Raw genomic sequence first — 23,994 nt, forward strand, 5'->3', positions numbered from 1 at the left:
TTGTACAACCACCAACTGCCCCAGTCAGCATTGCACAGCAAAACACCTATGCAGGCCATGAAACAGTGGCATCAAACTCACCCTGAGTTGTTCAATAAGCGACCATATGATCGTCCGGGATGCAACAAGTAGCCGCCAACGGCAGGAAAAATGTCAATGCCATGCTGCCTTTGCCCATTTCCGCCGTATCTTCTGAATTGCACGTCATACCTCATATTCCGCGCGACCCAGTCCCTCATGAGGTAGCAGCAAATTTCCTCAAAATCTTGATCAGTTCTAAAGGTCAGTCCTTGCATTTTTATCCTGGATCTTTGTAAGAGCGTTGATATTTTGCCACGCGGCCGGTGGAAATTCCCTTCTTGAATTCTGGCCTGACGACCACTCCCTGAGCGAACTGGACGCACGCTGCCAATCAAACCGATCAGCGCAGTTTCCTATTGTTTGCTGCCTGCAGTCACCCTGAACTCCACCATCGCACTATTCTGATCACACAGGAATGGCGCGATGTTGGCTCCGATCTGGCAGCGCGCCGCGCATCGCGGCGTGCCCATTTTTCTCGTGACGGCCCTGCTGCTGGGTCAGTCCCCGATGGCGTTGGCCGAGTCCCCCGCACAGCGCCAGGAGCTGGTCGCCGCGCTGCGCCAACTCGACGCGCTGGAGCGCACCGTCGCCGACAGCGCCGCGCGTGCCCCCATCCAGCCGGGCGAGCGCTACCACTTCGATTACCCGCGGTTGCTGGCTGACTTGGCGCGCGTGCGCGCCGGCATCCAGGCCCATCTCACACCGTCGCGTGCCCAGCCGCGCGACCCCTCCGAACTGGCCAGCGACTACCGCACCGAGCGGTCCGCTTCGCCATCGCCGACGACTACGGAAGCCAAGCCATGAACGGCGCCCAGGTCTCGGCATTTCAAGCCAACAGCGGCATCGCGCCTTCGGCGATGGCGACCGTCCTGGTCGGCGCCGTGTTCGCGGTGCTCCTCGTCTGGGGCGTCTGGGCCATCCGAACGGCCTACGTGGGGTGGTCCGAGAGCCGCCTCAACCAGCGCCAGTTCCTCGGCGTCTGCATCCGCTTCGTCGCGATGTACCTCGTCCTGAGCTTCTTCCTCCTCTCCTGACCTGAAAGGCACGACCATGCAAAACCGCATCCTCCATTCCCGCCTTGCCCAGCGCGCCGCTGTGGCACTGGGCTCCGCCGCGCTGCCCGCGCTGTCGTTCGCGCAAGGCTTGCCGCAGTTGGAAAACCCGACCCGCGGCACCGGCAACGGCATCATGGAAACGATCAGGAACTACGGCTACGACATCATCATGCTCGTAGCCCTCCTGGTCGTGGCGTCGATGTTCATCGGCGTCTGCTACCACGCCTACGGCACCTACGCGGAAATCCACACCGGCCGCAAGACCTGGGGCCAGTTTGGCCTCACCGTCGCGATCGGTGCCGTGCTGCTCGTGATCGGCATCTGGCTGCTCACCGAAGCCACCGGCATCCTGTAAGGCGAGGCCGGTATGTCCGAGCAGCAGCACGTCCGTGCGGACGGGACGGTCACGTTCCTTCCGCATCGGCTCAACCGCCACCCTGTTGTCGTGCGCGGCCTCACCGCCGACGAACTGTGGATCTGCTGCGGCCTGTCCGGCGCCGCCGGCCTGCTGGTCGGCGCGCCGCTGTCCTGGGTGTTCCGCACGATCGCCATCGCGCCGACGTTCGTCGTCCTGGGCGTGGCCCTGGGCGTCTTCATCGGCGGCGGCATCCTGCGCCGGCTCAAGCGCGGGCGCCCCGACACCTGGCTGTACCGGCAACTGCAATGGCGCATCGCCACGCGCCATCCACTGATGGCGGGATGGGTAGGCGGCCACGTGCTGATCTCGCGCTCCGGCTTCTGGTCCACCCGAAGGTCCGTTGCAAGGGGGGCACGATGAGCCGCTTCAAGAACGAGATCACCCACCTGCAGGCGCACATCAAGACGCTTCGCCTGGGTGCTGGTGCGCTGGTCATCGTCGCCCTGGTCATGGGCGGTGGCTGGTGGAGCGCGCCGCGCGACCTGACCATCCACGTCCCGCCCGACCTGCGCTCGGGCAGTACCCGCAAGTGGTGGGAAGTGCCGCCCGAATCGGTCTATGCGTTCACGTTCTACGTGTTCCAGACCCTCAACCGCTGGCCGACGAACGGCGAAGAGGACTATCCGCGCAACCTCCACACGCTCTCGCCGTACCTTACCCCGTCCTGCCAGGCCTTCCTGCGCGCGGACTACGACTACCGCCGTTCCACGGGCGAGCTGCGCCAGCGCGTGCGCGGGATTTATGAGATCCCCGGCCGCGGCTACGGCGACGACCCCACGGCGCGCGTGCGCGTGGTCTCCGACCGCGACTGGGTGGTGACGCTCGACATCACCGCCGACGAGTACTACGGCGCCGAGCAGGTCAAGCGCGCGCTCGTGCGCTACCCGGTGAAGGTCACGCGGGTGGACGTCGATCCCGCCCGCAACCCCTTCGGCCTGGCGCTGGACTGCTACGACGGCGCGCCCCAGCGCATCAGCGCACCGGAGCCGACTCGCCCGGCACCTGGCGGCCTGTCTCCGCAAGCGCCCCAAGGAGGAAACACCCCATGAAGCATCCTGTACTCGTGCTGCTGGGGCTGCTGGCCGTGGCCGCGGCACCCGTCTCCCATGCTGTGGAGATTCTGCGGTGGGAACGCATGCCGCTGGCGGTGCCGCTGAAGGTCGGCCAGGAGCGCATCGTGTTCATCGACCGGAACGTCCGCGTGGGCGTGCCCGCAGGCGTGGGCGAACGCCTGCGCGTGCAGAGCGCAGGTGGCGCGGTGTACCTGCGCGCCAGCGAGCCGATCGAGCCCACGCGGCTGCAATTGCAGGACGCCGACACGGGCGCGCTGATCCTGCTCGACATTGCGGCCGAGCCGCCCAAAGACGGCGAAGCCGAGCTGGAGCCGGTGCGCATCGTCGAGGGCAGCAGCACCCCTGCGCGCTACGGCGATCAGCCAGGCGGTGCCGATGAGGCCCCGGCACGCGCCCAGGACCAAGCAGGTACGCGGGCGACCCGGCGCGAAACCCCGGTTCCGGTCGTCCTGACGCGCTTCGCCGCGCAGAACCTCTACGCGCCGCTGCGCACTGTGGAGTCGCTGCCTGGCGTCATGCGGGTGAACCTGCGCCGTGACCTCGACCTCGGCACGCTGATGCCGACGCTGCCGGTGCGCGCGGTCGCGCTCGCGTCGTGGCGTCTGGAAGACCAGTGGGTCACGGCCGTGCGCCTGACCAACAGCAGCAGCGGCTGGGTCACGCTCGACCCGCGCGTGCTGCAAGGCGATTTCCTCACCGCCACCTTCCAGCACGAAGCGCTCGGACCGCGCGGGACGCCCGAGGACACGACCGTCCTGTACCTGGTGACGCGCGGGCACGGCCTCGCGCAATCGCTGCTGCCGGCGATCCACCGCTTCGACCCGGCCGTGCATCTGCCGCAGCGGGAAGCTGAAGCCGACGATGGCAAGGAGGCCCGCCATGCGCAGTAACGGCTTGCTCAAGTGGCTGATGATCCCGGTCGCCTTGCTGGTGCTGTTCGTTGCCATCCGGCTGTTCTCCGGTGGAAGCACGTCGGCACCGCCCGCCGCGGATGCTGGCTCCAAGCTCACGCCCGAGGAAATGAAGGCGTTGGGCATCGAAGGCGATACCCCGCGCGATACCGTGGCAACGCTCGTCGCCCAGGTGAAACAGTTGCGCACCGAGCTTCAGACCGCGCTGACCGACAACAAGTCGCAGCGCGAGGAAAACCAGCGGCTGCGCCAGCGGGAGAACTCCATTGATCAGCGCATCAATTCGGCCCTCGAATCCGAGCGCTCCAACCTGCGCCGCGACCAGGAACAGGCGGCCAGCGCGCGCCAGCAGACCGAGGGGCTGCTCGCCGACCTGCAGCGGCGCCTGGACAGCATTGGCGGGCGCGGCGGCGGTCACGCTGATCTGCCGGTGGGCCTGGGGCTGCGCGGCGGCGACGAGGCCGGCATGGAAGGCGGCATGCGCTGGGTCGAACCGGACGACGCGAAGAAGGCCGAGGGCCGCAATGGCAGTCGTGGCGCAGGCAGCGGCATGAGCTTCCCGACGAGCTTCGGCCCGGCACAAAGCACACTGGAAACCACCGCGGAAACCGTGGCGAACGCCGGCGCAGGTGCGGCAGGCGTCAAGAGCGCCAAGCCGGTCTATACCGTGCCGACCAACTCGACACTGATGGGCTCCGTGGCGATGACGGCGCTGATTGGGCGCGTGCCGATCGACGGGACGGTGAACGATCCGTACCCCTTCAAGGTGCTGGTCGGGCCGGACAATCTGACTGCCAACGGCATCGACATTCCCGACGTGGCCGGCGCGGTGTTCTCCGGAACCGCATCGGGCGACTGGACGCTCTCGTGCGTGCGCGGCCAGGTTCGCAGCATCACCTTCGTCTTCAACGACGGCACGATCCGCACGATTCCCGAAGACCGCGAAGGCAACCAGCAGAACAACCAGCAGCGCGACGGCCTGGGCTGGATCAGCGACCCGCACGGCATCCCGTGCGTCAGCGGCGAACGGCGCAGCAACGCCCAGCAGTACCTCGGGTCGCAAGCTCTGATCACCGCGGCCGGAGCCGGCGTGGCCTCGCTCATCGAGAGCGACAGCGGCCGCATGTCCTACGTCGGCTCGGACGGCGCCATCGGCACCGTGGGCATCAGCGGCAAGGAAGCAGTCGGCCAGATCCTCGCGGGCGGCGTCCGGGACATGTCGACCTGGGTCAACAAGCTCTACGGACAGGCTTTCGCCGCCGTCTATGTGCAGCCAGGCGCCAAGGTCGCCGTCCACCTCGAAAAGCCGCTGGCCATCGATCACGACCCCGAAGGCCGGCGCGTCGATCACCGTGCAGGAGAAAGCCATGCGCTCGAACTCGATTAAGGGCCTCGCGCTGGCCGCGGCCGTCGCCGTGCTCAGCGGTTGCGCCACCAGCAAGGAAGAACTGCTGACCCATAGCGACCGCACCATGATGGACATCTGGCAGCAGGAAACGGGTGGCGGCGGCAGTGGCACCGGCCAGGTCGCGCGCCGGCAGTTGCTCGACGCGCGCCAGAGCCTGCGCCGGCCGCTGACCGACGCCGATGTGCAGGCTGCGCCCGTCGAGCAGATGCGCTACACGCGCACGGCGCGCAACGAGGTTTATCGCCAGTTCCAGCGCCTGCCCAACCCCGATCTCGTCATGTATGTGTACCCGCACCTGGCGGGCACGGACCCCGTGCCGGTTCCGGGCTACACGACGGTCTTCCCCCTGTACCAGCGCGTGCAGTACGCCATGCCCGGTGAACGGCTGGAGGACTATTGATGCGCTGGGAACTTCCCTGGCCGAAGCTGGCCGCATCCGGCACCGGCGACGAAGAGAAGCCGGACGGCTGGCAGCGCCACGTCGAGGCCTTGCGCCAGGCCGGCGTCCCTGAACCCGGCGCAGCGGTCCAGGGCCGCAGGCCGGCGACGGTAGCCGACGAGCAGGCGCTGTACGACGTCGCGCCGTCGTTCGCGGAACTGCTGCCTTGGGTGGAGTTCTTGCCGCAGTCGAAGTCCATGCTGCTGGAGGATGGGCAGTCGGTCGCTGCCTTCTACGAGCTGGTGCCGCTGGGCACCGAGGGGCGGGAGCCCGGCTGGCTCGCGCATGCCCGCGATGCCTTGGAGAACGCGCTCCAGGACTCGTTCGATGAGCTGGACGAAAACCCCTGGGTACTCCAGCTCTATGCCCAGGACGAGCCCAGCTTCGACCAGTACATGCAGACCCTGCGCGACTACGTGCAGCCGCGTGCCCGCGGCACCGCTTTCACCGAGTTCTACTTGCGCTTCTTCGGCCACCACCTGCGCGCGGTCGCCAAGCCGGGCGGCCTGTTCGAGGACACGGTGGTCACGCGGCTGCGCTGGCGCGGCCAGACGCGGCGGGTGCGCATGGTGATCTATCGCCGTGCAACTGGGCAGGCAAGCCGCCGCGGCCAGACGCCCGAGCAGATGCTGAACATCGTCTGCGACCGCCTGTGCGGCGGCCTGGCGAACGCCGGCATCCAGGCACGGCGCATGGTCGCAGCCGACGTCCACGACTGGCTGCTGCGGTGGTTCAATCCGCGCCCGGCGATGCTTGGACCGAGTGCAGAGGACCGGGAGCGCTTCTACGCGCTGGCGCGCTACCCCGACAGCACCGAAGAAAGCGAGGCCGGCGAAATCGAGCTGGCGAGCGGGCGGGATTTCAGCCAGCGGCTGTTCTTCGGCCAGCCACGCTCCGACGTGGAGCACGGCACCTGGTATTTCGACGGCATGCCGCACCGCGTGCTGATCACCGACCGGCTGCGCATGCCGCCCGGCACCGGACACCTGACCGGCGAGACCCGCAAAGGGGATGCCATCAACACGCTGTTCGACCAGATGCCGGAAGACACCTTGCTGTGTCTCACGATGGTCGCCACGCCGCAGGATGTCCTGGAAGCGGATCTCAACCACCTGGCGAAGAAGGCCGTGGGCGAGACGCTGGCGTCGGAGCAGACGTTGAAGGACGTGCAGGAAGCCCGCTCCCTCATCGGCAGCGCACACAAGCTCTACCGGGGGACGCTGGCATTCTACCTGCGCGGACGCGACGAAGCGGAACTGGACCGGCGCGGCCTGGACCTGGCGAACGTGATGCTCAATGCTGGCTTGCAGCCGGTGCGCGAGGACGACGAGGTGGCGCCGCTCAACAGCTACTTGCGGTGGCTGCCATGCTGCTACAACCCCGGCCAGGATCGGCGCAAGTGGTACACCCAACTGATGTTCGCTCAGCACGCGGCGAACCTGTCGCCGGTGTGGGGCCGCGCTCAAGGTACGGGGCACCCGGGCATCACGATGTTCAACCGCGGTGGCGGGCCGATCACCTTCGACCCGCTCAGCCGCCTGGATCGGCAGATGAACGCCCATCTGTTCCTGTTCGGCCCCACCGGCTCCGGCAAGAGCGCCACGCTCAACAACCTCTTGAATCAGGTCACGGCCATCTACCGACCGCGGCTGTTCATCGTGGAGGCTGGCAACAGCTTCGGCCTGTTCAGCGACTTCGCACGCATGCTCGGGCTGACGGTAAACCGGGTCAAGCTGGCCCCAGGTTCGGGCATCAGCCTCGCGCCATTCGCAGACGCGCGTCGGCTGATCGAGACGCCCAGCGACGTGCAGACGCTCGACGCCGACGCGCTGGATGAAGACCCGCCACCAGATGCCTCGGCCATGGAGGCGGACGAGCAGCGCGACGTGCTCGGCGAACTGGAGATCACGGCGCGGCTGATGATCACGGGCGGAGAGGACAAGGAGGAAGCCCGGATGACGCGGGCTGACCGCTCGCTGATCCGTCAGTGCATCCTCGACGCCGCCGAGCACTGCGTGGCCGACAAACGCACGGTGCTTACGCGCGACGTGCGCAACGCGTTGCGCGCCCGCGGCCAGGACCCGACGCTGCCCGAAATGCGCCGCGTGCGGCTGCTGGAGATGGCGGATGCGATGGACATGTTCTGTCAAGGCACGGACGGCGAAATGTTCGACCGCGACGGCACGCCGTGGCCCGAAGCCGACATCACCTTGGTTGACCTCGCGACATACGCCCGCGAGGGCTACAACGCGCAGCTCTCCATCGCTTACATCAGCCTGATCAGCACGGTGAACAACATCGCCGAGCGCGACCAATACCTGGGACGCCCGATCATCAACGTCACCGACGAAGGCCACATCATCACGAAGAACCCGCTGCTCGCGCCCTACGTCGTGAAAATTACAAAGATGTGGAGGAAATTGGGGGCCTGGTTCTGGCTCGCGACGCAGAACATCGACGACCTGCCGCGCGCCGCGGAGCCCATGCTCAACATGATCGAGTGGTGGATCTGTCTCAGCATGCCGCCCGATGAAGTTGAGAAGATCGCGCGGTTCCGCGAACTCTCGCCCGCGCAGAAGGCGCTGATGCTTTCGGCGCGCAAGGAAGCGGGGAAATTCACCGAAGGCGTCATCCTCTCCAAGAGCATGGAAGTGCTGTTCCGCGCCGTGCCGCCGTCCCTGTACCTCGCCCTCGCGCAGACAGAACCCGAGGAGAAGGCCGAACGCTACCAGCTCATGCAGCAGTACGGCTGCACCGAACTGGAAGCGGCTTTCAAGGTGGCCGAGAAGATCGACCAGGCCCGCGGCATCGAGTCGCCGGCCCTGGAACTGTCGTAAACCGGAGAACGCCATGGAACAGAAACGTCCTTCCATTCCGATGCAGGTCCAGGCGTTCCGCCGTCGCCGCTGGCGGCCTCGCTGGCCCTGGGTATTGGCTGCTGCGCTGGTCGCGCTGCTGCTGATCTGGCTGGTGTCCCGGACGCCCGGCGAATCCTCAGCGCCGTCGCGCGCGCCGGTCAGCACGGCGCAGGTCGCTGGGCCACCCTGGCAGATGGGCAACCCGGAAGGCCGTTTCACGCTGACGCTCTATGCCGACCTGGAATGCCCGTTCTGCCGGGAGTATTTCCCGCAGCTCAAGCGCTGGGTCGGCAACAACACCGACGTGGCGCTGCAATGGCATCACCAGCCGCTGGCCGCGCACGAGCCTGCCGCGTCGGCCGAGGCACGTCTGGCCGAGTGCGCCGCCGAAGCGGGCGGGCATGCGGCGTTCTGGCAGGCGGTCGAATGGGTCTATGCCCACACGCGCAGCGACGGCCAGGGCTTGCCCGATGGCTTGCGTTACCCCGAAACAACGTCAGCCATCGAACAGTGCATGGCTAGCGAGCGCCCCAACGTGGCCATCCGCGCGCAGGCCGCGGAAGCCACCAAGAGCGGCGTGACCGCCACGCCGTCGCTGCGACTGCTCGATCGCCAGACGGGCCAGGCCATCCTGTTGCAGGGGCCGATCGAGGGCGATGCCTTGCTCTCGGCCATGGACCTGCTGGCGGCCGGGGAAATGGCCAGCGACGCGCCGGGTTCGCCCGCCACCCCCACATCCGAAATGCCTGCCGACGTTGTCGGCGACATGCCCAGGTAGCCCTCGGTCTTGAAGGCTACGGCGCGGCTCGCCGCGCTGACCGCTACCCGTTCGCTTTCGCATCCTGGCCGCGAACAATCACCGCCGCGCGGTGATGGATGCACCTTGTTCCGCTGTTTCCATCCCCAGGAGGGCTTGCCCTCCCAGGGTGGCGCCCTCCGCTCACTTTCTGGAGGTCCGCCATGTCTCTCGTCGCCAACGACTCCTGCGTGGAGCCACGTTTTGCCCCCATGTCCCAATCCGATGACTGGATCATCCGGCAAGCCATCGCGCTGCTGGAGCAGCGGGTCTTCAAGAAGGGGCCATCCCTGGAGAGGCCTGCCGCCGTCAAGGACTACCTGCGCCTGAAACTGGCCGCCGAGCCCAATGAAGTCTTCGCCATCGTGTTCCTCAACAGCATGCACGAGGTGCTGGCCTACGAGCCGATGTTCAGAGGCACGATCCATTCGACCTCGGTGCATGCGCGTCCGATCGTGCAGCGTGCCTTGGAACTGAATGCGGCAGCGGTCATTTTTTCTCACCAACACCCTTCGGGCTGCACGGAGCCGTCGAGCGCGGACCGTGCGTTGACCCAAACGCTGAGGGCCGCGTTGTCGCTGATCGACGTGAGGGTGCTGGATCACCTCATCGTCGGCCAGGGCACGCCGTACTCGTTCGCGGAATCCGGCCTGCTGTAGCGACGGCATCGGCTCCCTGATCCACGCGGAGGCTTCGGCCTCCGCTTTTTCATGGGCGCGAGACAAGCAGGTATGCGGGCAGTGCGCGATGCGCATTGTTTGTTGGGGCCGCGTCGGCTTCGCGTTTGACTACTGCTCTGATCAACTTCAAGGGCACGCGACATGACAGCATCCCTTTCCAGGTTCGCGCCGGGCTGGCGAACCCTCGGCCGGGCCGTGGCGCTGCCGGCAGCCCTGGCCGTTTTCAGCCCGGCCACCTTCGCCGCCGACGTGGTGGTCGTCACCGACAGCCGCCACCCGGTCAAGACCATGGGCGGCGAGCGGCTGATCGAGCTGGACGAAGCCCACAGGATTGAAGCGGAGCTTTCCGCGGGACTGCCCACCGACCCCGAACAGGCGACGGCCATCGTCAAGCGCCGGCTGAATGGCGGCGGTGCCGATCTGCAGCGACGCATCGCTTCCGCATACCAAGGCGTTACCGACGCATGGAGCCTCGGCATCACCAGCCTCCCGGCCGTGGTGGTGGACAGGCGCTATGTGGTCTATGGCGAGCCGGATGTGGCTCGCGCTGTCGCGCGCATCGAGCAGCACCGGAGGACCCAGCCGTGACCCGACCATTCGACCTGATGCGCCGCCTGCGCGCTGGCGTGGCTTCGTTGCTGCTGCTCAGCGCCACGGGCAGCTACGCCCTCAATACAGCGACCATCATCGGCTCGGTGGCATCGCCCGATTGCCTCGAATACCGCGTCGTCGGCATCTGCTACTGGCTCTACTGCACATGGACGGGCTGCACCGTGCGCACGTCGATCAAGGTGCGCCACTACATCCCCGATGCAGTGGTGTCGTCGTACTCGAATACCGGAGAAAACCCCTGGGTCGAAGTCCAGGCAATGAGCACGCCCAACCCGTCCGCCCAAGCTGGCGGCGACGGAACGACGAACGAGGATCACGAAAACAGCCTCGCCAAATTCAAGAACGCGGATGTCATCGGTCACCCCGGCGCAGAGGTGTTCAACCAGTTCGTCTCTTCGTCAGGCTACTTCTGTGAGGGCGCGGGCACGGCGTTTATGCCGTACTTGCTCAGCACCCTGGATACGCTGGCCTGGCGCTACAACGTGCCCGAGATGGCCTACCCGGAAGCGCTGATTCCGGGCCGGCGCGAAGTCGGTGCCCGTACCACGATGAATCTCTGGGGCAACGTGTATCCCCGTGGCGGCTTCCTGCACCAGACCGACGACTTCAAGGCCGGCGCAGTGGTGGCCCAGCGTGCGGGCGATGTGGTCACGCGCCGCGGGCAGATCCACGTCTATCAGCCGTTGCTTGCCAACTCCCGTGACGGCTACTGGCCGGCCGGCGCGCTGATGGAGGGCGATGCCTCGACCGGCAAGTGGCAAGAACTCACGCCCGTCCTGTCCTCGTCCTGCACGGTCTTCCCGCGCAGCGGCTTCCTTACCCAGGCCCAGCAAGGCGACTACGCATGGGCGCTGTGGCGGCCGTATGCCTGCTGCGAGCGCCGGGGCCAGGTGTTCCTGGGCAGCGTCGATTTCCTCTGAGGGGGTGCCATGAAGTTCCGTCCTGCATTCAATCCGTTCTCCCGCCGGGTACGTCGCACGGAGATCGTCCTGGCACTGGCCGGCGCGCTCGCGCTGGGCAGCGGCGTGGCCTGGGGTCAACTGGGATACCAGACCAGCGGCAGCGTCATCGGCGATGACGTCATGTACTCGATCGGTGGCGGCAACGCCGTGTCGATGGGACGTGCAGCCGGCATGCGCTCCATCGGTGTCGGCGTGGGTTGGAACAGCAACTTGATCTGCGGCGACATGAGCATCCAGACCACGTTGAAGAACCAACTTAACGGCATTACCAACGGCTTCCAGCAAATCATGTCGTCGGTGATCCAGAGTGCCACCAGTGCGGTGGCATCGTTGCCCGCACTGATCATCCAGCGGGCCGATCCCGGTCTGTACAACCTGCTCACCAATGGCGTGCTGCAGGCGCGGCTGGATTTCGACCGCAGCAAGCTGACGTGCCGTGCCATGGCCGAGAAGATGGCCGAAACGGCGGGCGGCCAACTCGGCTGGAGCCAGATGGCCGAAGGGCTGGCGCTGCGCGATGCCGTGTCGAGCACGGATGCGGTCTCGGCCATCGAGCAGGCCGAGACGCGCCGCGGCAATGACGGCGTGCCGTGGGTCGGGGGCAGCAACGCGGGCGGCTCCGGCCAGCCCGCGATCAAGGTCGTCGGCGATGTCACCCGCGCTGGCTACAACCTGGTCAACGGCCGCGGCGTGACCGACACCTCGTCCATTGCGCCGGCCAGTTGCAGCAGTCTCTCGTGCCAGACCTGGACCTCGCCGCAGGCTGCCGTCGAGTGGGCCACGCGCGTGCTCGGCGAGAAGGAGCAGCGCACGTGCGATGCCTGCACCAAGACCGAGACGACGCCGGGCGTCGGGCTCACGCCGCTGATCCAGGAGGAGTACGACGCCAAGCTGCAGGCGCTCCAGGACCTGGTAACCAAGGCCAAGAACACGACGCCGGAGAACCTGCGCGAAGCTGGCAGTGCGTCGCTGCCGATCACGCGCGGCGTGATCGAGGCGCTGCGCGACGAGCCCGACCAGCACCTGCTGTCGCAGCGCCTCGCGTCCGAGGTCGCGCTGGCATCCGTGCTGGAGAAAGCGCTGCTGCTGCAGCGCACGCTGCTCACGGGCAAGAAGGAGCCCAACGTCGCGGCGAACGAACTTGCCGTGGAGGCGGTGAACCACGAGAGCGACACGCTCGACCGTGAGATTCGCAACCTCAAGACCGAACTGGAGCTGCGGCGCGAACTGGCGAACAACTCGCCCATGGCGATCATCCAGCGCCACGGCGCGCGCGCGGCCGGTTCGCGCGGCATCTACGAGGGCGATCCTGTGCCGGACCGTCTCGACCAGCTCCAGAAGGGCAATCCGGGGAGTCGGCCATGAGCCCGGCGCGCATGGCCTGGCGGCCGCTGCGCTGGTTGTTCAGCCGGCGCGCGGCGAAGACGCTGCTGTGGCTGGTGCTTATCGTTGCCGCCGCAGTGGGGGCGAACGTCGCGGGCATCAACCTGGTCGGCAGCGTTGCAGGCTGGGAACGGTGGCTGGCGGCCTCCGCAGGGTATTTCTTCATCTGGCGGCTGTGCGTGTACGCGGCAACGGCCTATGGATGGTTCTGGATGCGCCGCCGGGTGCTGGCCCGCGAAGACCAAAGCGGGACAGATGGGCAGGCGCGGCGCCGGCTGATCCGTACCGAGGTCGCCGGCGTCGTCGCCATCGTCGCGCTGGAAGCCAGCCTGTTGATGCAGGCCGCTTGAGGGGAGATCGGGGCCATGACGCTCTTCACGACCGACTATCTGGAGTACTACCTCACCCTCGTGTCCTGGATCGTCAACAACGGTATCTGGGCCGTGCTGGTGTCCAGCGGGGTGTTCGCGCTGCCTTTCGTCGCCATCGTCGTGCAGGAGTGGCTGAAGGCCCGCGCGGAAGGCGCTGACGAGGGCAACAAAGGCGTTCTGAGTGCCGCCCGTATCGAGAACCGGGTGTTCGTCGCGATCGTGGTGGTGATGTTCGCGGGCATTCCGTTCATCGACGTGGACCTCAGCACCATCCAGTACGACAGCTCGCGCTCGGCGCAGTGCCAGGTCAGCGTGCCGCAGCCCACGGAAACCGGCTGGTCGCAGTCCTTCAGCACCATCAACAACCAGTCGGCGAAGGTGCCGGTCTGGTGGGCTTTCATGCACGCGCTCTCGCGCGCCGTCACGAGCGCCTCGGTAGCGGCGATCCCGTGCGGTACGGACCTGCGGCAGATGAGGATGGAGATCGACGCGACCCGCATTGACGACCCGGTACTGGCTCAGGAGGTCGCGGACTTCTCGCGGGATTGCTATGGGCCTGCGCGGGCCAAATTGTTCATGCAGCGCCCGGATCTCGATGAGCAGCAGATGCACGACGTAACCTGGATCGGCTCGCGCTTTTTCACGGACACGGGTGGCTACTACGACAGCTACCGCTCCAGCACGGCGCGCGAGGCATGGCCCTATGACGACACCCGCGATGCAGGCCTCGCGCAGGTTGCCAATGGTGGCGGCTACCCGACCTGCAGGCAGTGGTGGTCAGACGGCAGCAACGGCCTGCGCGCGCGGCTGCTGGGGCAAGTGGACCCGACCCTGCTGAATCGCCTGGCGGGCTGGGCCGGGTTCCTCAGCCGGGCCGAGGTGGACGATTCGGTGATCCGCGCCATCGCGTCACCGCGGCAGCAGAAACTGAACCAGGGCAGCGTCTATACGGACTACGGCGGCCAGATCGACAAGACCCTGCCGAACATCGTGACGCGCGCCACGGGCGACGTGGGGATGGCAGTCGGCGCGATTGCCGCGTTTCCTGCCATGGATGTCGTGCGCCAATCCCTGCCCATGATCCTCGCCTTACTGAAGATGGCGCTGGTCATCTGCATCCCGCTCGTGCTGGTTGTGGGCACCTACGACCTGAAGACGGTCGTCACCGTCAGCGTCGTGCAGTTCGCGCTGTTCTTCACGGACTTCTGGTTCCAGCTCGCACGCTGGATCGATTCAACGATTCTGGACGCGCTTTATGGCTGGGGCTTTGGCTGGAACCGGCCGCACACCAACTTTGACCCGCTGGTAGGGTTGAACAACGCCTTCGGCGACATGCTCCTGATGTTCGTCATGGGCACGATGTTCCTGGTTCTGCCGGGATTCTGGCTGGCGAGCCTTACCTGGGTTGGGATTCGGGCCGGGCACGTCATCCAGGGACTTTCCGATGGCAGCAAGAGCGCCGGCCAAGCTGGCGGCAAGGGTGCCGGGGCGCTCACCGGAGGAAAACTGAAATAGCGCGAGGCCGGTCAGTCGTCGGTGTACAACTCGTGCGACGTGTCGTTGTACAGGTTGGGATCGTAGCCCGGCGTCTTGCGCAGCTCGGTGAGGTCGGTGAAAGGCCACTCGTCCTCATCCGAAGTATTTGCAGCAGCAGCCCATCCCGCCGCCGCAACGCCCAGCATCACGAGTGCAAACCAAAACGCAACGTAGAGCAGCACCCCCAGTACAGCCAGCTTGGCTACCCACACGAGCGCGGTAGCGCCAGCTCGCGGCATGCCCTTGGACACCAACCAGTTCGACGCCCGCCGTTCGCGTCGCGCATAGGCACGCCATCCGCGGCCAAAGGCGCGGCCGAGGCGTTCTGCGGTGCTGGTGCGGGTCGTCGTGTTCATGGTCGTCTCCTGCTGTTGAGGAATGCCTATTCCAGTTTGCTCCACTTCATTCGGTTTGCGGCTTCAATGTGTTTTCTTGCTGCTTCAGGACGCTTCGTCATCCGGCCCCACCGGGCCGGGGTCGGGTTCAACGCCGATGCGGTAGGTAACAACGAAACGCGGCCAGTCCACATGGTCCACCAGGTCGATGTCCTCGATGACGCCAACCTTCGCTCCCGCACGCTCGAACAGGGCGATGCTCTTGGCGGGATAGTTGTTGCGCGACGGATAGAGCACCCCGTCGAACAGCGCCTGGCCATCATCTCCGAGCATCGCATGCACCTGGGCGGACACCCGCTGCGTGTGCGTGTAGTCGCGGCTGGCCAACTGCTCCAGGTTCAGGCCGAAGTAGCCCGCCATGACGCCCTGCGCCGTGAGATCGGCCAGAAACACGTCGTCCATCACGCCTACTGCGCGCACCATCCGGGCTTGGACTTCTTTCAGCGCGATCGAGCGTTGCGTGTCCGCAAGCCACTGGTGCTTGTGAAACACCGACTCCATCAGCGCCGTGGGCAGGTCGCGCCCCAGGTAGAGCACGCCGTAGGCCCCCGCTGGGTCATCGTAGCGATTCGTGCTGCTGCGGCCATAGTACAGCGGGCTGCCCCGATAGACGACGCGGCTCACATGCTGGAGCAGTTCACCGGCATCGATCAGGAACGAAGGCAGCTCGTGGCTCATGGCGGTCTCGCTTCAATGCACCTGGACGCCCAGCACGTTGAACACGGCCTCGGCCACGTCATCGATCGTGCCATGCGTCACCGCATCCACGGGCGAGCGACCACCCAGGCCTTCGAGGGGTTCGGACAGCGCGCGGTAGATCGTCCAGTGGTCGATGCCCTCGACCTCCTGGAGCACGGTTTGGGTCAACTGCTGCTTCACCGGGTCGAGCTGCCAGTCGGGCAGCTTCTGGCCGCGCGGCCCCACGTTCAGCGCCAGCAGCCGACGGGCGAGGATGTCCTTGTAGATTTGCTGGCGCGACTTGTCCGCCAGCTTGGCGAACTCGGCAGGCGGCAGGTTGTCCGGCTGGTTGAAGGCTTCCAGCAGCAAGGCGCGGCCTCGCTGGACATCGGTTTCAGCCGGTGTCCAGCGCGTGTCGGAGCGCAACGCGGCCGCCTTGCGCTGCAAGGCCTGCGCCACCGTTTCACCTTCCAGGTTGGCGGGCAGCGTCACCGCCTCCACGCGCTCGTGGATGAACGCCTGCAACTCAGCCGCGAACGCCGGTGCATCCCGGATTTCGACGGTATCGGCGAAGCGTCGCACATCCTCCACCGTGACTCGCGGCAGCCGGTCGGCAATGAATTCGATCGCAGTGGGCATGGTCAGCTCCCAGGTAGGTTTGAGACAGGATTCACTCTAGTCTCCTTTGTCGCATTTGTCAACTTAGTCGCCCGGGTGGGAGCCTACCTGGCGGTGTAGCGCCCCGGCAGCATAGGCCGGGGCCCAGCGCCAGGTCGCCGTCTAATCCATTCGTGCGGGTTCCGCATTGACGCTGGAGCCGCAGCCCAGGCCCCGCTATACCGAAACGGTTAAAGGCCAAAGGGTCGAAACGGCAAGGGAATGGGGTGCAAGGGGAAAGGCCCTACCTTGAAAAGGCCAAAAGGCCTCCCGCCCGGCCCGCCATCAGGACACCGACATGCTCTCCCTGTTCCAGCGAAAACGGCCCCCGGTCGCTGCCGCGCCGTCGCCAGCACCCGCCACCGACCTCCCGAAAGGGTTGATGCGGCCGGAGTCGGCCGCATCGTTGCTCGCCACCCCGCGCCGGCAGAAGCTGCTGGAACACATCTGGCAGCGCACCTCGCTTTCGCGCAAGCAGTTCGCCTCCCTGTACCGCGCGCCGCTGGAGCGCTACGCCGAGCTGGTCCAGGCCTTCCCGGCTTCCGAAGCGCATCACCATGCCTACCCGGGCGGCATGCTCGACCATGGCCTCGAAATCGTCGCCTACAGCCTAAAGCTGCGGCAGTCCCATCTGCTGCCCATCGGGGCCAGCCCCGAAGACCAGGCGGCGCAGGCCGAAGCCTGGACTGCGGCCGTCGCCTATGCCGCACTGCTCCATGACATCGGCAAGGTGGCCGTCGATCTGCACGTCGAGCTGGCCGACGGCAGCACCTGGCACCCATGGCACGGCCCGCTGCGCCAACCGTACCGCTTCCGCTACCGCGACGACCGCGAGTACCGGCTTCATAGCGCCGCGACAGGCTTGCTGTACCAGCAATTGCTCAATCGCGATCTGCTGGACTGGCTCAGTGGCTATCCATCCTTGTGGGCGCCGCTGCTCTACGTCTTGGCTGGGCAGTACGAGCACGCCGGGGTTCTGGGCGAGCTTGTCGTGCAGGCCGACCGCGCCTCCGTCGCCCAGGAGCTGGGCGGCGATCCCGCGCGCGCCATGGCCGCGCCCAAGCACTCGCTCCAACGCAAGCTGGTCAACGGGCTGCGCTACCTGCTCAAGGAAGAGCTGAAACTGAACCAGCCGGAGGCCTCCGATGGCTGGCTCACCGAGGACGCGCTGTGGCTGGTGAGCAAGACAGTCTCGGACAAGCTGCGCGCGCACCTGCTGTCCCAGGGGGTCGATGGCATCCCCGCGAACAACACGGCCGTGTTCAACGTGCTACAGGATCATGCCATGTTGCAGCCCACCGCCTCCGGCAAGGCCATCTGGCGCGCAACTATTACCAGTGAGAGTGGCTGGTCCCATGCCTTCACGCTCCTGCGCCTGGCCCCGGCGCTGATCTGGGAGCCCTCGGAGCGACCCAGCCCATTTGCGGGAACCGTGACCGTGGACAACGCCGGCGAGGCCGAGGACGGGCCGCGCCCGTCCGCACCCGACGCTGCATTGCTACCTGGAGCAGCGGTGGCAACGGAGAAGGAGCCCGCAGCAAGCAGCCGTCCAGATCAGTCGGGCGGAAGTCACGCCATACCTCCCAGCACGCAGCGCAATCCGGCCGACCCACTGGAAAGCATGCTGGCGATGTTCGAGACAACGCCTGAGCCGGAGCAGTCCGTCGAAGCCCCGCCAGAGGGTGCCGACGATGCAGCGGTGCCGCTCGACCCTCCCGCATCGGCCCCAGGTCCTTCGGCGCCGACCGCCGCGCCTGCGCCGCACGATTTCGCCTCATTTACCGGGCGGCCATCGGGCGAGCATTTCATGGCCTGGCTGAAACAGGCCGTCCAGACCCGCAAGCTCATCATCAATGACGCCAAGGCCCTGGTACATACCGTGTCCGACACGGTTTACCTGATCAGCCCTGGTGTTTTCCAGCGCTACGCACAAGAGCATCCAACCATTGGGCCGCTTGCGAAGGACGCGGCCCTGCAGGACTGGCAGTGGGTGCAGAAGCGCTTTGAAAAACTCGGACTCCACAGGAAACAGCCATCGGGTCTGAACATCAGGACGTGCGAGGTCATGGGACCGCGCAAAACGCGCCAGGTGCATGGCTATTTGCTCGAAGACCCATCGCACATATTCGATGCCGTTCCACCGAACAATCCTTATCTGTCGCTCAAATAGCCGACTAAGAGGGGAAGTGCCACACGTTCTGTTTGAACGGGTGGCAAGCTTCAGTCGATCCGAAGAGGCTCGAACGACTTGACGAGTTGGTCCACCGCCTTGACCTGCCGCAGCAGCGGTTCGAGCGTGTCCAGTGGCAGAGCGCTGGGTCCGTCACAACGTGCATGCGCCGGGTCGGCGTGTGCTTCGAGGAACAAACCGCCAATGCCGACCGCCATGCCGGCCCGCGCGAGTTCGGGCAACTGTTGGCGACGCCCACCCGAAGCCAACGCATCCGCTTCTCGCCGCTGCAGGCTATGGGTTACGTCGAACACCAGTGGCAGGCCACTGCTGGCAACGCTCATTTCGCGGAAGCCCAACATGTCCACGACGAGATTGTCGTAGCCGAACTGCGTGCCACGCTCGCACAGCAGGACGCGCGGGTTGCCAGCCTCGTGCAGTTTGTGGACGACATGCCTGATCTGGCCCGGGCTGAGGAACTGCGGCTTCTTGACATTCACTACCCGACCGGTGCGGGCAATGGCGGCCACCAGATCGGTCTGCCGGGCCAGGAAGGCCGGAACTTGCAGTACGTCGGCAACGGCAGCGACCTGCATGGCCTGCTCAACCTCATGCACGTCGGTCAAGACTGGGCATCCGAACCGCGACTTGACCGCATCGAGGACCCGCAGCCCTTCCTCCAGGCCGACACCTCGGAAAGAATGGATCGACGAGCGATTGGCCTTGTCGAACGACGCCTTGAAAACGAAGGGTATCCCCAGCTTGCGCGTCACCTCCGCGAAGTGCTCAGCCGCAGCCAGGGTCGTATCGAGATCCTCGATGACGTTGATGCCGCCGAACAGCACGAACGGCAGGTCGTTGGCGACTGTGATGCCCTCGGAAATGGCGACGTGCAGGGAGGTGGCTGATGATGTCGATCGCATAAAAATTCCTCTCGTGATGTCAACGACCGCAGGCGAAAGCGCCGAGCGTCGTCGGCGAAGAATGCCTCACGGTCTTGAGCTTTGCGTGCAGACGCGTCCACAACAGCGCTTACAGGGTCCGACCGGGGTCCGCACCGGCGACTCCGCCCGTGACCACGGTCTTCCTTCAGCGGCTCACTGAAGACCGAGCGCCTTCATCAGCCTCGGCTTCTGGCTCGCGAAGGTGCCATAGAAGACCTCGTCGCCGACGATCGTGATCGGGGCCACGCGCACGCCGGTTCGTGACTTGGCCTCCGCGGAAATCTTCGGGTCGGTCAGGTCGCGCTCTTCAAACGCGATGCCCTGCTGGGACAACCACTCCTTTAGTGCCCGGCAGTCCGGGCAAGTTGGAGTGCTATAGATGAGGATGCGCGGGGTGTTGGCTTGGTTCATGGTCGTGCCTTCACTTGCCCCGAGCGACAAGCCAACTCTTCATCATGGCGATCTCGCCTTCCTGCGCGGAGATGACCTCCTGAGCCAACTTGCGGACCTCCGGGTTCTTGCCGTACTGCAGCGCCACCTTGGCCATGTCGATCGCACCCTGGTGGTGCGGGATCATGCCGCGCATGAAGTCCACATCGGCGTCGCCGCTGAAGTCGATCATCATGTCCGCATGCATGCGGTCGTTGCCGGCACGGTAGGCGGCCGTCGAGGCATCGCCCGAGCTGCCGGCCGCCGCCTGCTGGCCGTTGTCGCCCAGCCACTTGTTCATCATGGCGATCTCGCCTTCCTGCACGGTGATGACCTCCTGGGCCAGCTTGTGAACCTCCGGGTCCTTGCCGTACTGCAGCGCCACCTTGGCCATGTCGATCGCGCCCTGGTGGTGCGGGATCATGCCACGCATGAAATCGACGTCGGCGTTGCCAGTGAACTGCGCTCCCATCCCGGCGTGCATCTGGTCGTTCACGGCGCGATACGCGGTCGTGGAAGGACTGTCATTGGCCGAGGCGCTGGAGGGCATCGCGTGCCCTTGGTGACCTCCGCCCGCACTGGCCTGCATCGCTTCACCCGACGGGACGACCACCTTCTTCTGGACGGCCATCAGGCCGGCGGCGACCACGACGGCGCCCGCAATGAACAAGAGGCTGAACTTGTTGACCTTCATGAAAAAACTCCTTGAATGAGGTTGATGGGTTCACTGTAGGGCCTCCCATTGTTGGAAGGTCAAGCCCTTATTTCGCCCGTCACTTGGCGCTGCACGGCGGTGTGCCCATGCCCATTTCAGTTGCAAGTAATTCTCAACAAAGGTAGGATGTTAGGACGTTAATAGCGAGAGTCCAGGATCATGTCCCAGCAACCGAAAGTTCACGACACCAGCGATTTCCCCATCGTCCGCTTCGACGGCGCAAGCATCTACAACGGATACAGCAGCGCCTGGTGCGCGGAAATGGATGAACTCGTCGCCTGCGGAAAGCCCTTCGTGCTTATCTACGTCGCGGGAGGGCCAGAAGAGACTCTCGACGATCGCGCTCAGCGCGGCGTCTGGCTGAAGACTCACAAGGAGACGCTTGGCGGCACATTGCTCGCGCTCATCCACGTCGAACCGGATTCGGATAAGCGAGCCCAGTTGGAGGCCATGCTGCCAAAGCTCGTCCAGGCTTTCGGTACACCGCAGTCCACCCGGGCCACCCACGCCGATGCCGAGGCGCTGGCCCGGTATGTCCTGGCGGGTGGTCGCGTCGAAGATTCGATATGAACAGCACCGTCCGGTCGCTGTAGCGCACCAAGGGCCTATCCATGAGGACCGGCTACCGCGTGCTCTCCGGGAAACAACCCGCGTTCCGATCAACGGGGCCGGCGACCGGCTGCTCGATGGAAAGCGGCATTGCCAGCGCGGGAGTCGCGCTCGGATCAACCCGATTTCTCAAGTGCCGCAATCAGCGGAGCGACCACGTTCCGCACAGCCGCCGCAGCTGCTTCTCCATCCTGGCGCTCGATAGCATCCACGATCGCCTCATGGGTCGCGAGACCCGGCTCGGGCAGTTCCTTGTCCTTCAGCGCAGTCAGCGTGTTCATGCGGACCGAGTTCGCGAAGTAGCGGTACAGCTCAGCCAGCGCGCCGTTGCCGCACATCCCGGCGATCGCGCAGTGGAAAGCCGTATCGGCCTCGGCAAAGGCCGCGCTCGATGCGTGTTGCTCCTGCTCGCCGCGGGCCTTCAACAGTCGGCGCAGCAGCCCAACGTCCGCCTTGGACCGATGCACCGCGGCCAACCTGGCCGCCTCGGTTTCCAGCATGCAGCGCAACGCGAAGTGCTCTCGCAAGCCGGAACGCCCGACACGGCGCATGACCTCGGCCGGATCGATATTGGTTCGCACGTAGGTGCCATCACCCTGGCGGACTTCCAGGACCTGGCCGTGCGAGAGCACGCGAATGGCTTCCCGCACCGTGTTGCGGCCAACCTCCAGCATCTCGGCCAGTTCCTGCTCCCTGGGGATGCGCTCGCCGACCTTCCAGGCGCCTCCCTCGATCTGGCCGCGGATCAGCTCAATCGTCGAATCGACGAGCGAACGCCGCGGCGCCTGTGGGAGTGTGAAGCGGTTATTCATCGCGGTTCTCAAATGACGTAGAGACGGGAGCCCATCGGACCTCGATTGTAGCAACTCAGGCCTTATACATAGGATGATTCTATGTATTTGACAAAAGAGCAATTGCCGACGGCCTGTGCTTCGTTGCGCGCGACATGCGATTTTCCACCACGCCCGTGCGAGCGGGATTTTTTTCAACACCTTTTGGAGTATTTCGACCATGAACAACATGCAGCACGCCCTGTCATTCAGGCCCCTTCGTTCTTCAGACGGCTTGCGCTGCCGTCCGGTGCAGGCTTTGGGAGCGATATTCCTCGGGCTGGCTTCACTCGCCTATAGCGTCACGTCGCAGGCGGCAGATGAGCCAGAGAACGTGAAGGTGGTCCGGCAATACCTTGACGCCTGGAATGGCGGGCGAACCGACGCGATGGAAAAAGTGCTCGATTCCAACGTCGTCTATTTCAATACCAGCAATGAAGCGTCCCGCACTGGGCCTCAAGCCATTACCGAAGTCTCGCAGTTTCTGATGAAAATCCTGCCCGACCGAAAAATGAAAATCCGTTCGCAGCCGGTTGCCTCCGGCGATGGTGTGGCGATCGAGTGGGAATTCACCGCCACCAAGAACAGCAATGGCGGGACGTCGCCCTCCAGTTCGACCATCAGTTATTTCGGCGCGAGCTTCTTCCGTGTTTCGAACGGAAAGATTGTCTATGCCAGCGACTACTACAACCACAACACCATGCAGAAGCAGCTTCAGCAGTAACGTAAATCCGCAAACAGGAAATCACCGACATGTCCCGCTTCATCATGCACAAGCCCTCGGCGCCGCCAGCGCAGCGGTGAGGCAAGCGCTTTTCCTCAATCCAAGGTAATTGCGCTGGTGACTTGATGAATATCTGACACGCCGGTTATCGAGCCTTGTCTCGATGAAATAGAAATCCCGAATGAAACTACCAACCACGAAGCAGGAACTCCTTGACAAGGTTCGCGCCAGCCACCGAAAGCTCGGGGTAGAAGCTGCCACCATTCCCGCCAGCCACTACCGGCACACGGCCATGATCTGGCAGGAGCCGCGCCTGCATACCAACGCTGCGATGGTCCTGGTGGACGTCATCGTCTGGAACACGATGATCCTGCAGTTCGCGCATGATCGGACGCCTGGACCTTCGGCGTCCTTTTACTCGCCGAGTGCGATGGCGCAGCGGGCCGAGCGTCTTTCTGCCGGCTTCCAGCGCCGTTTCGCGGGCAGAGACCTTCGCGAGCTGGAAGCCATGCTCACGGAGGGACAGGACCGGGTGCTCGACTGCGTGGCGCACCATTCGAACGCCTCGCTTTTCGATCCCGCGTTGAGCCCGATGAAGACCCTCGGGCGCAAGATCCAGTTCTTCACCTCCACCGCCTACGACGACGCGCTGTCGAGGCTGCGCCAGTGGAAGCAGGTGCTGTAGCGGCCGAGGCGACCCACTGCGCGGAGCGCCTCTTGCACCGCTCCGATCAGACCGGAGCTGGCAGCGCCGGCTTTCGCGCGGCCTGCCACAGCAGCGGCACCAGGATCAGCGCCAGGGCCGGGAAGATCATCCAGTTGACCGCCTGCCAGCCCGAGCTGTGCAGGATCGATCCCGCGAGGAACGACACGGCCGCCGTGGCGGCGAAGACGAAGAAATCGTTCATGCCCTGCGCCTTGCTGCGCTCGGCCGGGGTGTGGCAATCGGTGACCATCGCCGTCGCGCCGATGAAGCTGAAGTTCCAGCCGATGCCCAGCAGCGCCAGCGAGCCCCAGAAGTGGGACAGGCCGAGCCCGCCCAGGGCCACCACCCCGGAGGCGGCGAGCAGCACCATGCCGACGGCGGTCACGCGCTCCTTGCCGTAGCGCACCATCAGTCGTCCTGTGAAAAAGCTCGGCCCGAACATCGCCAGCAGGTGCCACTGTATTCCTAGGGCGGCGTTGTCCACCGAATGCCCGTGGTTGACCATCGCCACCGGCGCGGCCGTCATCACGAACGCCATCACCCCATAGGACACC

At 65.3% G+C, this 23,994-nt stretch carries 29 protein-coding genes and 1 pseudogene; 22 read left to right on the top strand and 8 right to left on the bottom strand.

The genetic code is table 11. The features are described from left to right. From J1777_RS07265 to J1777_RS07350, 18 genes and pseudogenes are all read left to right on the top strand, one after another. Window positions 1-132 (top strand): annotated as a pseudogene (locus J1777_RS07265) (IS481 family transposase); the annotation flags it as partial. Further along, window positions 120-317: a hypothetical protein gene (locus tag J1777_RS07270; protein WP_207575153.1), complete on the top strand. Its 198-nt coding sequence runs from the start codon at window positions 120-122 to the stop codon at window positions 315-317. The pseudogene J1777_RS07265 and the gene J1777_RS07270, both read left to right, overlap by 13 nt. Before the next feature lie 187 nt (window positions 318-504). Further along, entirely contained in the window at window positions 505-885 is a 381-nt protein-coding gene (locus J1777_RS07275) for an integrative conjugative element protein, RAQPRD family (RefSeq protein WP_003821105.1), read from the top strand. Beyond that, window positions 882-1,115 (top strand): TIGR03758 family integrating conjugative element protein, encoded by a 234-nt coding sequence (locus tag J1777_RS07280; RefSeq protein WP_003821106.1) that lies wholly within the window; start codon window positions 882-884, stop codon window positions 1,113-1,115. The genes J1777_RS07275 and J1777_RS07280 overlap by 4 nt, the downstream gene beginning before the upstream one ends. Window positions 1,116-1,131: 16 nt before the next feature. Then, complete coding sequence (locus J1777_RS07285; RefSeq protein ID WP_003821107.1) at window positions 1,132-1,491, top strand: TIGR03745 family integrating conjugative element membrane protein; 360 nt, start codon at window positions 1,132-1,134, stop codon at window positions 1,489-1,491. 12 nt (window positions 1,492-1,503) lie between these two features. After that, entirely contained in the window at window positions 1,504-1,914 is a 411-nt protein-coding gene (locus J1777_RS07290) for a TIGR03750 family conjugal transfer protein (RefSeq protein WP_003821108.1), read from the top strand. Then, a complete protein-coding gene (locus tag J1777_RS07295; protein ID WP_003821110.1) occupies window positions 1,911-2,603 on the top strand; it encodes a PFL_4703 family integrating conjugative element protein in 693 nt (230 codons plus the stop codon). The genes J1777_RS07290 and J1777_RS07295 overlap by 4 nt, the downstream gene beginning before the upstream one ends. Beyond that, a complete protein-coding gene (locus J1777_RS07300) occupies window positions 2,600-3,517 on the top strand; it encodes a TIGR03749 family integrating conjugative element protein (protein ID WP_003821112.1) in 918 nt (305 codons plus the stop codon). Before J1777_RS07295 ends, J1777_RS07300 begins: the two co-directional genes overlap by 4 nt. Next, window positions 3,507-4,925, top strand: a complete 1,419-nt coding sequence (locus tag J1777_RS07305) for a TIGR03752 family integrating conjugative element protein (protein ID WP_003821113.1) — start codon at window positions 3,507-3,509, stop codon at window positions 4,923-4,925. The genes J1777_RS07300 and J1777_RS07305 overlap by 11 nt, the downstream gene beginning before the upstream one ends. After that, window positions 4,906-5,346, top strand: coding sequence for a TIGR03751 family conjugal transfer lipoprotein (locus J1777_RS07310; protein ID WP_003821115.1), 441 nt, complete (start codon window positions 4,906-4,908; stop codon window positions 5,344-5,346). Before J1777_RS07305 ends, J1777_RS07310 begins: the two co-directional genes overlap by 20 nt. Beyond that, the gene (locus J1777_RS07315; protein WP_003821116.1) at window positions 5,346-8,222 is read left to right on the top strand and encodes a conjugative transfer ATPase; all 2,877 of its coding nucleotides are present in this window, start codon (window positions 5,346-5,348) and stop codon (window positions 8,220-8,222) included. The genes J1777_RS07310 and J1777_RS07315 overlap by 1 nt, the downstream gene beginning before the upstream one ends. 13 nt (window positions 8,223-8,235) lie before the next feature. After that, the gene (locus J1777_RS07320; protein WP_012614069.1) at window positions 8,236-9,021 is read left to right on the top strand and encodes a DsbA family protein; all 786 of its coding nucleotides are present in this window, start codon (window positions 8,236-8,238) and stop codon (window positions 9,019-9,021) included. Between the two features lie 182 nt (window positions 9,022-9,203). Continuing rightward, complete coding sequence (locus tag J1777_RS07325; RefSeq protein WP_003821118.1) at window positions 9,204-9,698, top strand: JAB domain-containing protein; 495 nt, start codon at window positions 9,204-9,206, stop codon at window positions 9,696-9,698. A gap of 162 nt (window positions 9,699-9,860) precedes the next feature. Then, window positions 9,861-10,307 carry a TIGR03757 family integrating conjugative element protein gene (locus J1777_RS07330; RefSeq protein WP_003821119.1) on the top strand — a complete coding sequence of 149 codons (447 nt, stop codon included), beginning with the start codon at window positions 9,861-9,863 and terminating at the stop codon, window positions 10,305-10,307. Further along, on the top strand, window positions 10,304-11,251 hold the full coding sequence (locus J1777_RS07335) for a TIGR03756 family integrating conjugative element protein (RefSeq protein WP_012614067.1): 948 nt from the start codon (window positions 10,304-10,306) through the stop codon (window positions 11,249-11,251). Before J1777_RS07330 ends, J1777_RS07335 begins: the two co-directional genes overlap by 4 nt. Before the next feature lie 9 nt (window positions 11,252-11,260). Next, window positions 11,261-12,658: an integrating conjugative element protein gene (locus J1777_RS07340; RefSeq protein ID WP_003821123.1), complete on the top strand. Its 1,398-nt coding sequence runs from the start codon at window positions 11,261-11,263 to the stop codon at window positions 12,656-12,658. Continuing rightward, window positions 12,655-13,026 carry a hypothetical protein gene (locus J1777_RS07345; RefSeq protein ID WP_003821125.1) on the top strand — a complete coding sequence of 124 codons (372 nt, stop codon included), beginning with the start codon at window positions 12,655-12,657 and terminating at the stop codon, window positions 13,024-13,026. Before J1777_RS07340 ends, J1777_RS07345 begins: the two co-directional genes overlap by 4 nt. Before the next feature lie 15 nt (window positions 13,027-13,041). Then, a complete protein-coding gene (locus tag J1777_RS07350; RefSeq protein WP_003821126.1) occupies window positions 13,042-14,562 on the top strand; it encodes a conjugal transfer protein TraG N-terminal domain-containing protein in 1,521 nt (506 codons plus the stop codon). An 11-nt stretch (window positions 14,563-14,573) separates the two neighbouring features. On the opposite strand, the gene J1777_RS07355 is transcribed toward J1777_RS07350, so the two are convergent. The 3 genes from J1777_RS07355 to J1777_RS07365 form a co-directional block, all read right to left on the bottom strand. Beyond that, entirely contained in the window at window positions 14,574-14,939 is a 366-nt protein-coding gene (locus J1777_RS07355) for a DUF3742 family protein (protein ID WP_003821127.1), read from the bottom strand. Window positions 14,940-15,023: 84 nt separating this feature from the next. Continuing rightward, window positions 15,024-15,656 (bottom strand): RES family NAD+ phosphorylase, encoded by a 633-nt coding sequence (locus J1777_RS07360; protein WP_012614066.1) that lies wholly within the window; start codon window positions 15,654-15,656, stop codon window positions 15,024-15,026. Between the two features lie 12 nt (window positions 15,657-15,668). Beyond that, entirely contained in the window at window positions 15,669-16,295 is a 627-nt protein-coding gene (locus tag J1777_RS07365) for an integrase (protein ID WP_003821129.1), read from the bottom strand. 316 nt (window positions 16,296-16,611) lie between these two features. Between J1777_RS07365 and mobH the strand changes: the two genes are divergently transcribed. After that, complete coding sequence (gene mobH, locus J1777_RS07370; protein ID WP_003821130.1) at window positions 16,612-18,483, top strand: MobH family relaxase; 1,872 nt, start codon at window positions 16,612-16,614, stop codon at window positions 18,481-18,483. 50 nt (window positions 18,484-18,533) lie between these two features. On the opposite strand, the gene kdsA is transcribed toward mobH, so the two are convergent. The 3 genes from kdsA to copM form a co-directional block, all read right to left on the bottom strand. Further along, on the bottom strand, window positions 18,534-19,379 hold the full coding sequence (gene kdsA, locus J1777_RS07375) for a 3-deoxy-8-phosphooctulonate synthase (RefSeq protein ID WP_024082531.1): 846 nt from the start codon (window positions 19,377-19,379) through the stop codon (window positions 18,534-18,536). A gap of 201 nt (window positions 19,380-19,580) precedes the next feature. After that, on the bottom strand, window positions 19,581-19,838 hold the full coding sequence (locus tag J1777_RS07380; protein ID WP_003821132.1) for a glutaredoxin family protein: 258 nt from the start codon (window positions 19,836-19,838) through the stop codon (window positions 19,581-19,583). Between the two features lie 10 nt (window positions 19,839-19,848). Then, on the bottom strand, window positions 19,849-20,550 hold the full coding sequence (gene copM / locus J1777_RS07385) for a CopM family metallochaperone (RefSeq protein WP_003821133.1): 702 nt from the start codon (window positions 20,548-20,550) through the stop codon (window positions 19,849-19,851). A 180-nt stretch (window positions 20,551-20,730) separates the two neighbouring features. Here copM and J1777_RS07390 point away from each other — a divergent pair, with 180 nt between their 5' ends. After that, window positions 20,731-21,141 carry a hypothetical protein gene (locus J1777_RS07390; protein WP_012614065.1) on the top strand — a complete coding sequence of 137 codons (411 nt, stop codon included), beginning with the start codon at window positions 20,731-20,733 and terminating at the stop codon, window positions 21,139-21,141. 155 nt (window positions 21,142-21,296) lie between these two features. On the opposite strand, the gene J1777_RS07395 is transcribed toward J1777_RS07390, so the two are convergent. Beyond that, window positions 21,297-21,992 carry a FadR/GntR family transcriptional regulator gene (locus tag J1777_RS07395; RefSeq protein ID WP_003821135.1) on the bottom strand — a complete coding sequence of 232 codons (696 nt, stop codon included), beginning with the start codon at window positions 21,990-21,992 and terminating at the stop codon, window positions 21,297-21,299. 199 nt (window positions 21,993-22,191) lie between these two features. Here J1777_RS07395 and J1777_RS07400 point away from each other — a divergent pair, with 199 nt between their 5' ends. Together J1777_RS07400 and J1777_RS07405 are read left to right on the top strand one after the other, a co-directional pair. Beyond that, window positions 22,192-22,734 (top strand): nuclear transport factor 2 family protein, encoded by a 543-nt coding sequence (locus J1777_RS07400; protein ID WP_015912832.1) that lies wholly within the window; start codon window positions 22,192-22,194, stop codon window positions 22,732-22,734. Window positions 22,735-22,915: 181 nt separating this feature from the next. Further along, the gene (locus J1777_RS07405) at window positions 22,916-23,419 is read left to right on the top strand and encodes a ClbS/DfsB family four-helix bundle protein (protein ID WP_003821138.1); all 504 of its coding nucleotides are present in this window, start codon (window positions 22,916-22,918) and stop codon (window positions 23,417-23,419) included. Between the two features lie 46 nt (window positions 23,420-23,465). Here the strand turns inward: J1777_RS07405 and J1777_RS07410 are convergent. Next, window positions 23,466-23,994: MFS transporter (locus J1777_RS07410; RefSeq protein ID WP_197615013.1), on the bottom strand; the 529-nt coding region annotated here is incomplete at its 5' end.

Origin of the sequence: Comamonas denitrificans, assembly GCF_017368815.1 — a bacterium.
GTDB lineage: Bacteria > Pseudomonadota > Gammaproteobacteria > Burkholderiales > Burkholderiaceae_C > Comamonas > Comamonas denitrificans.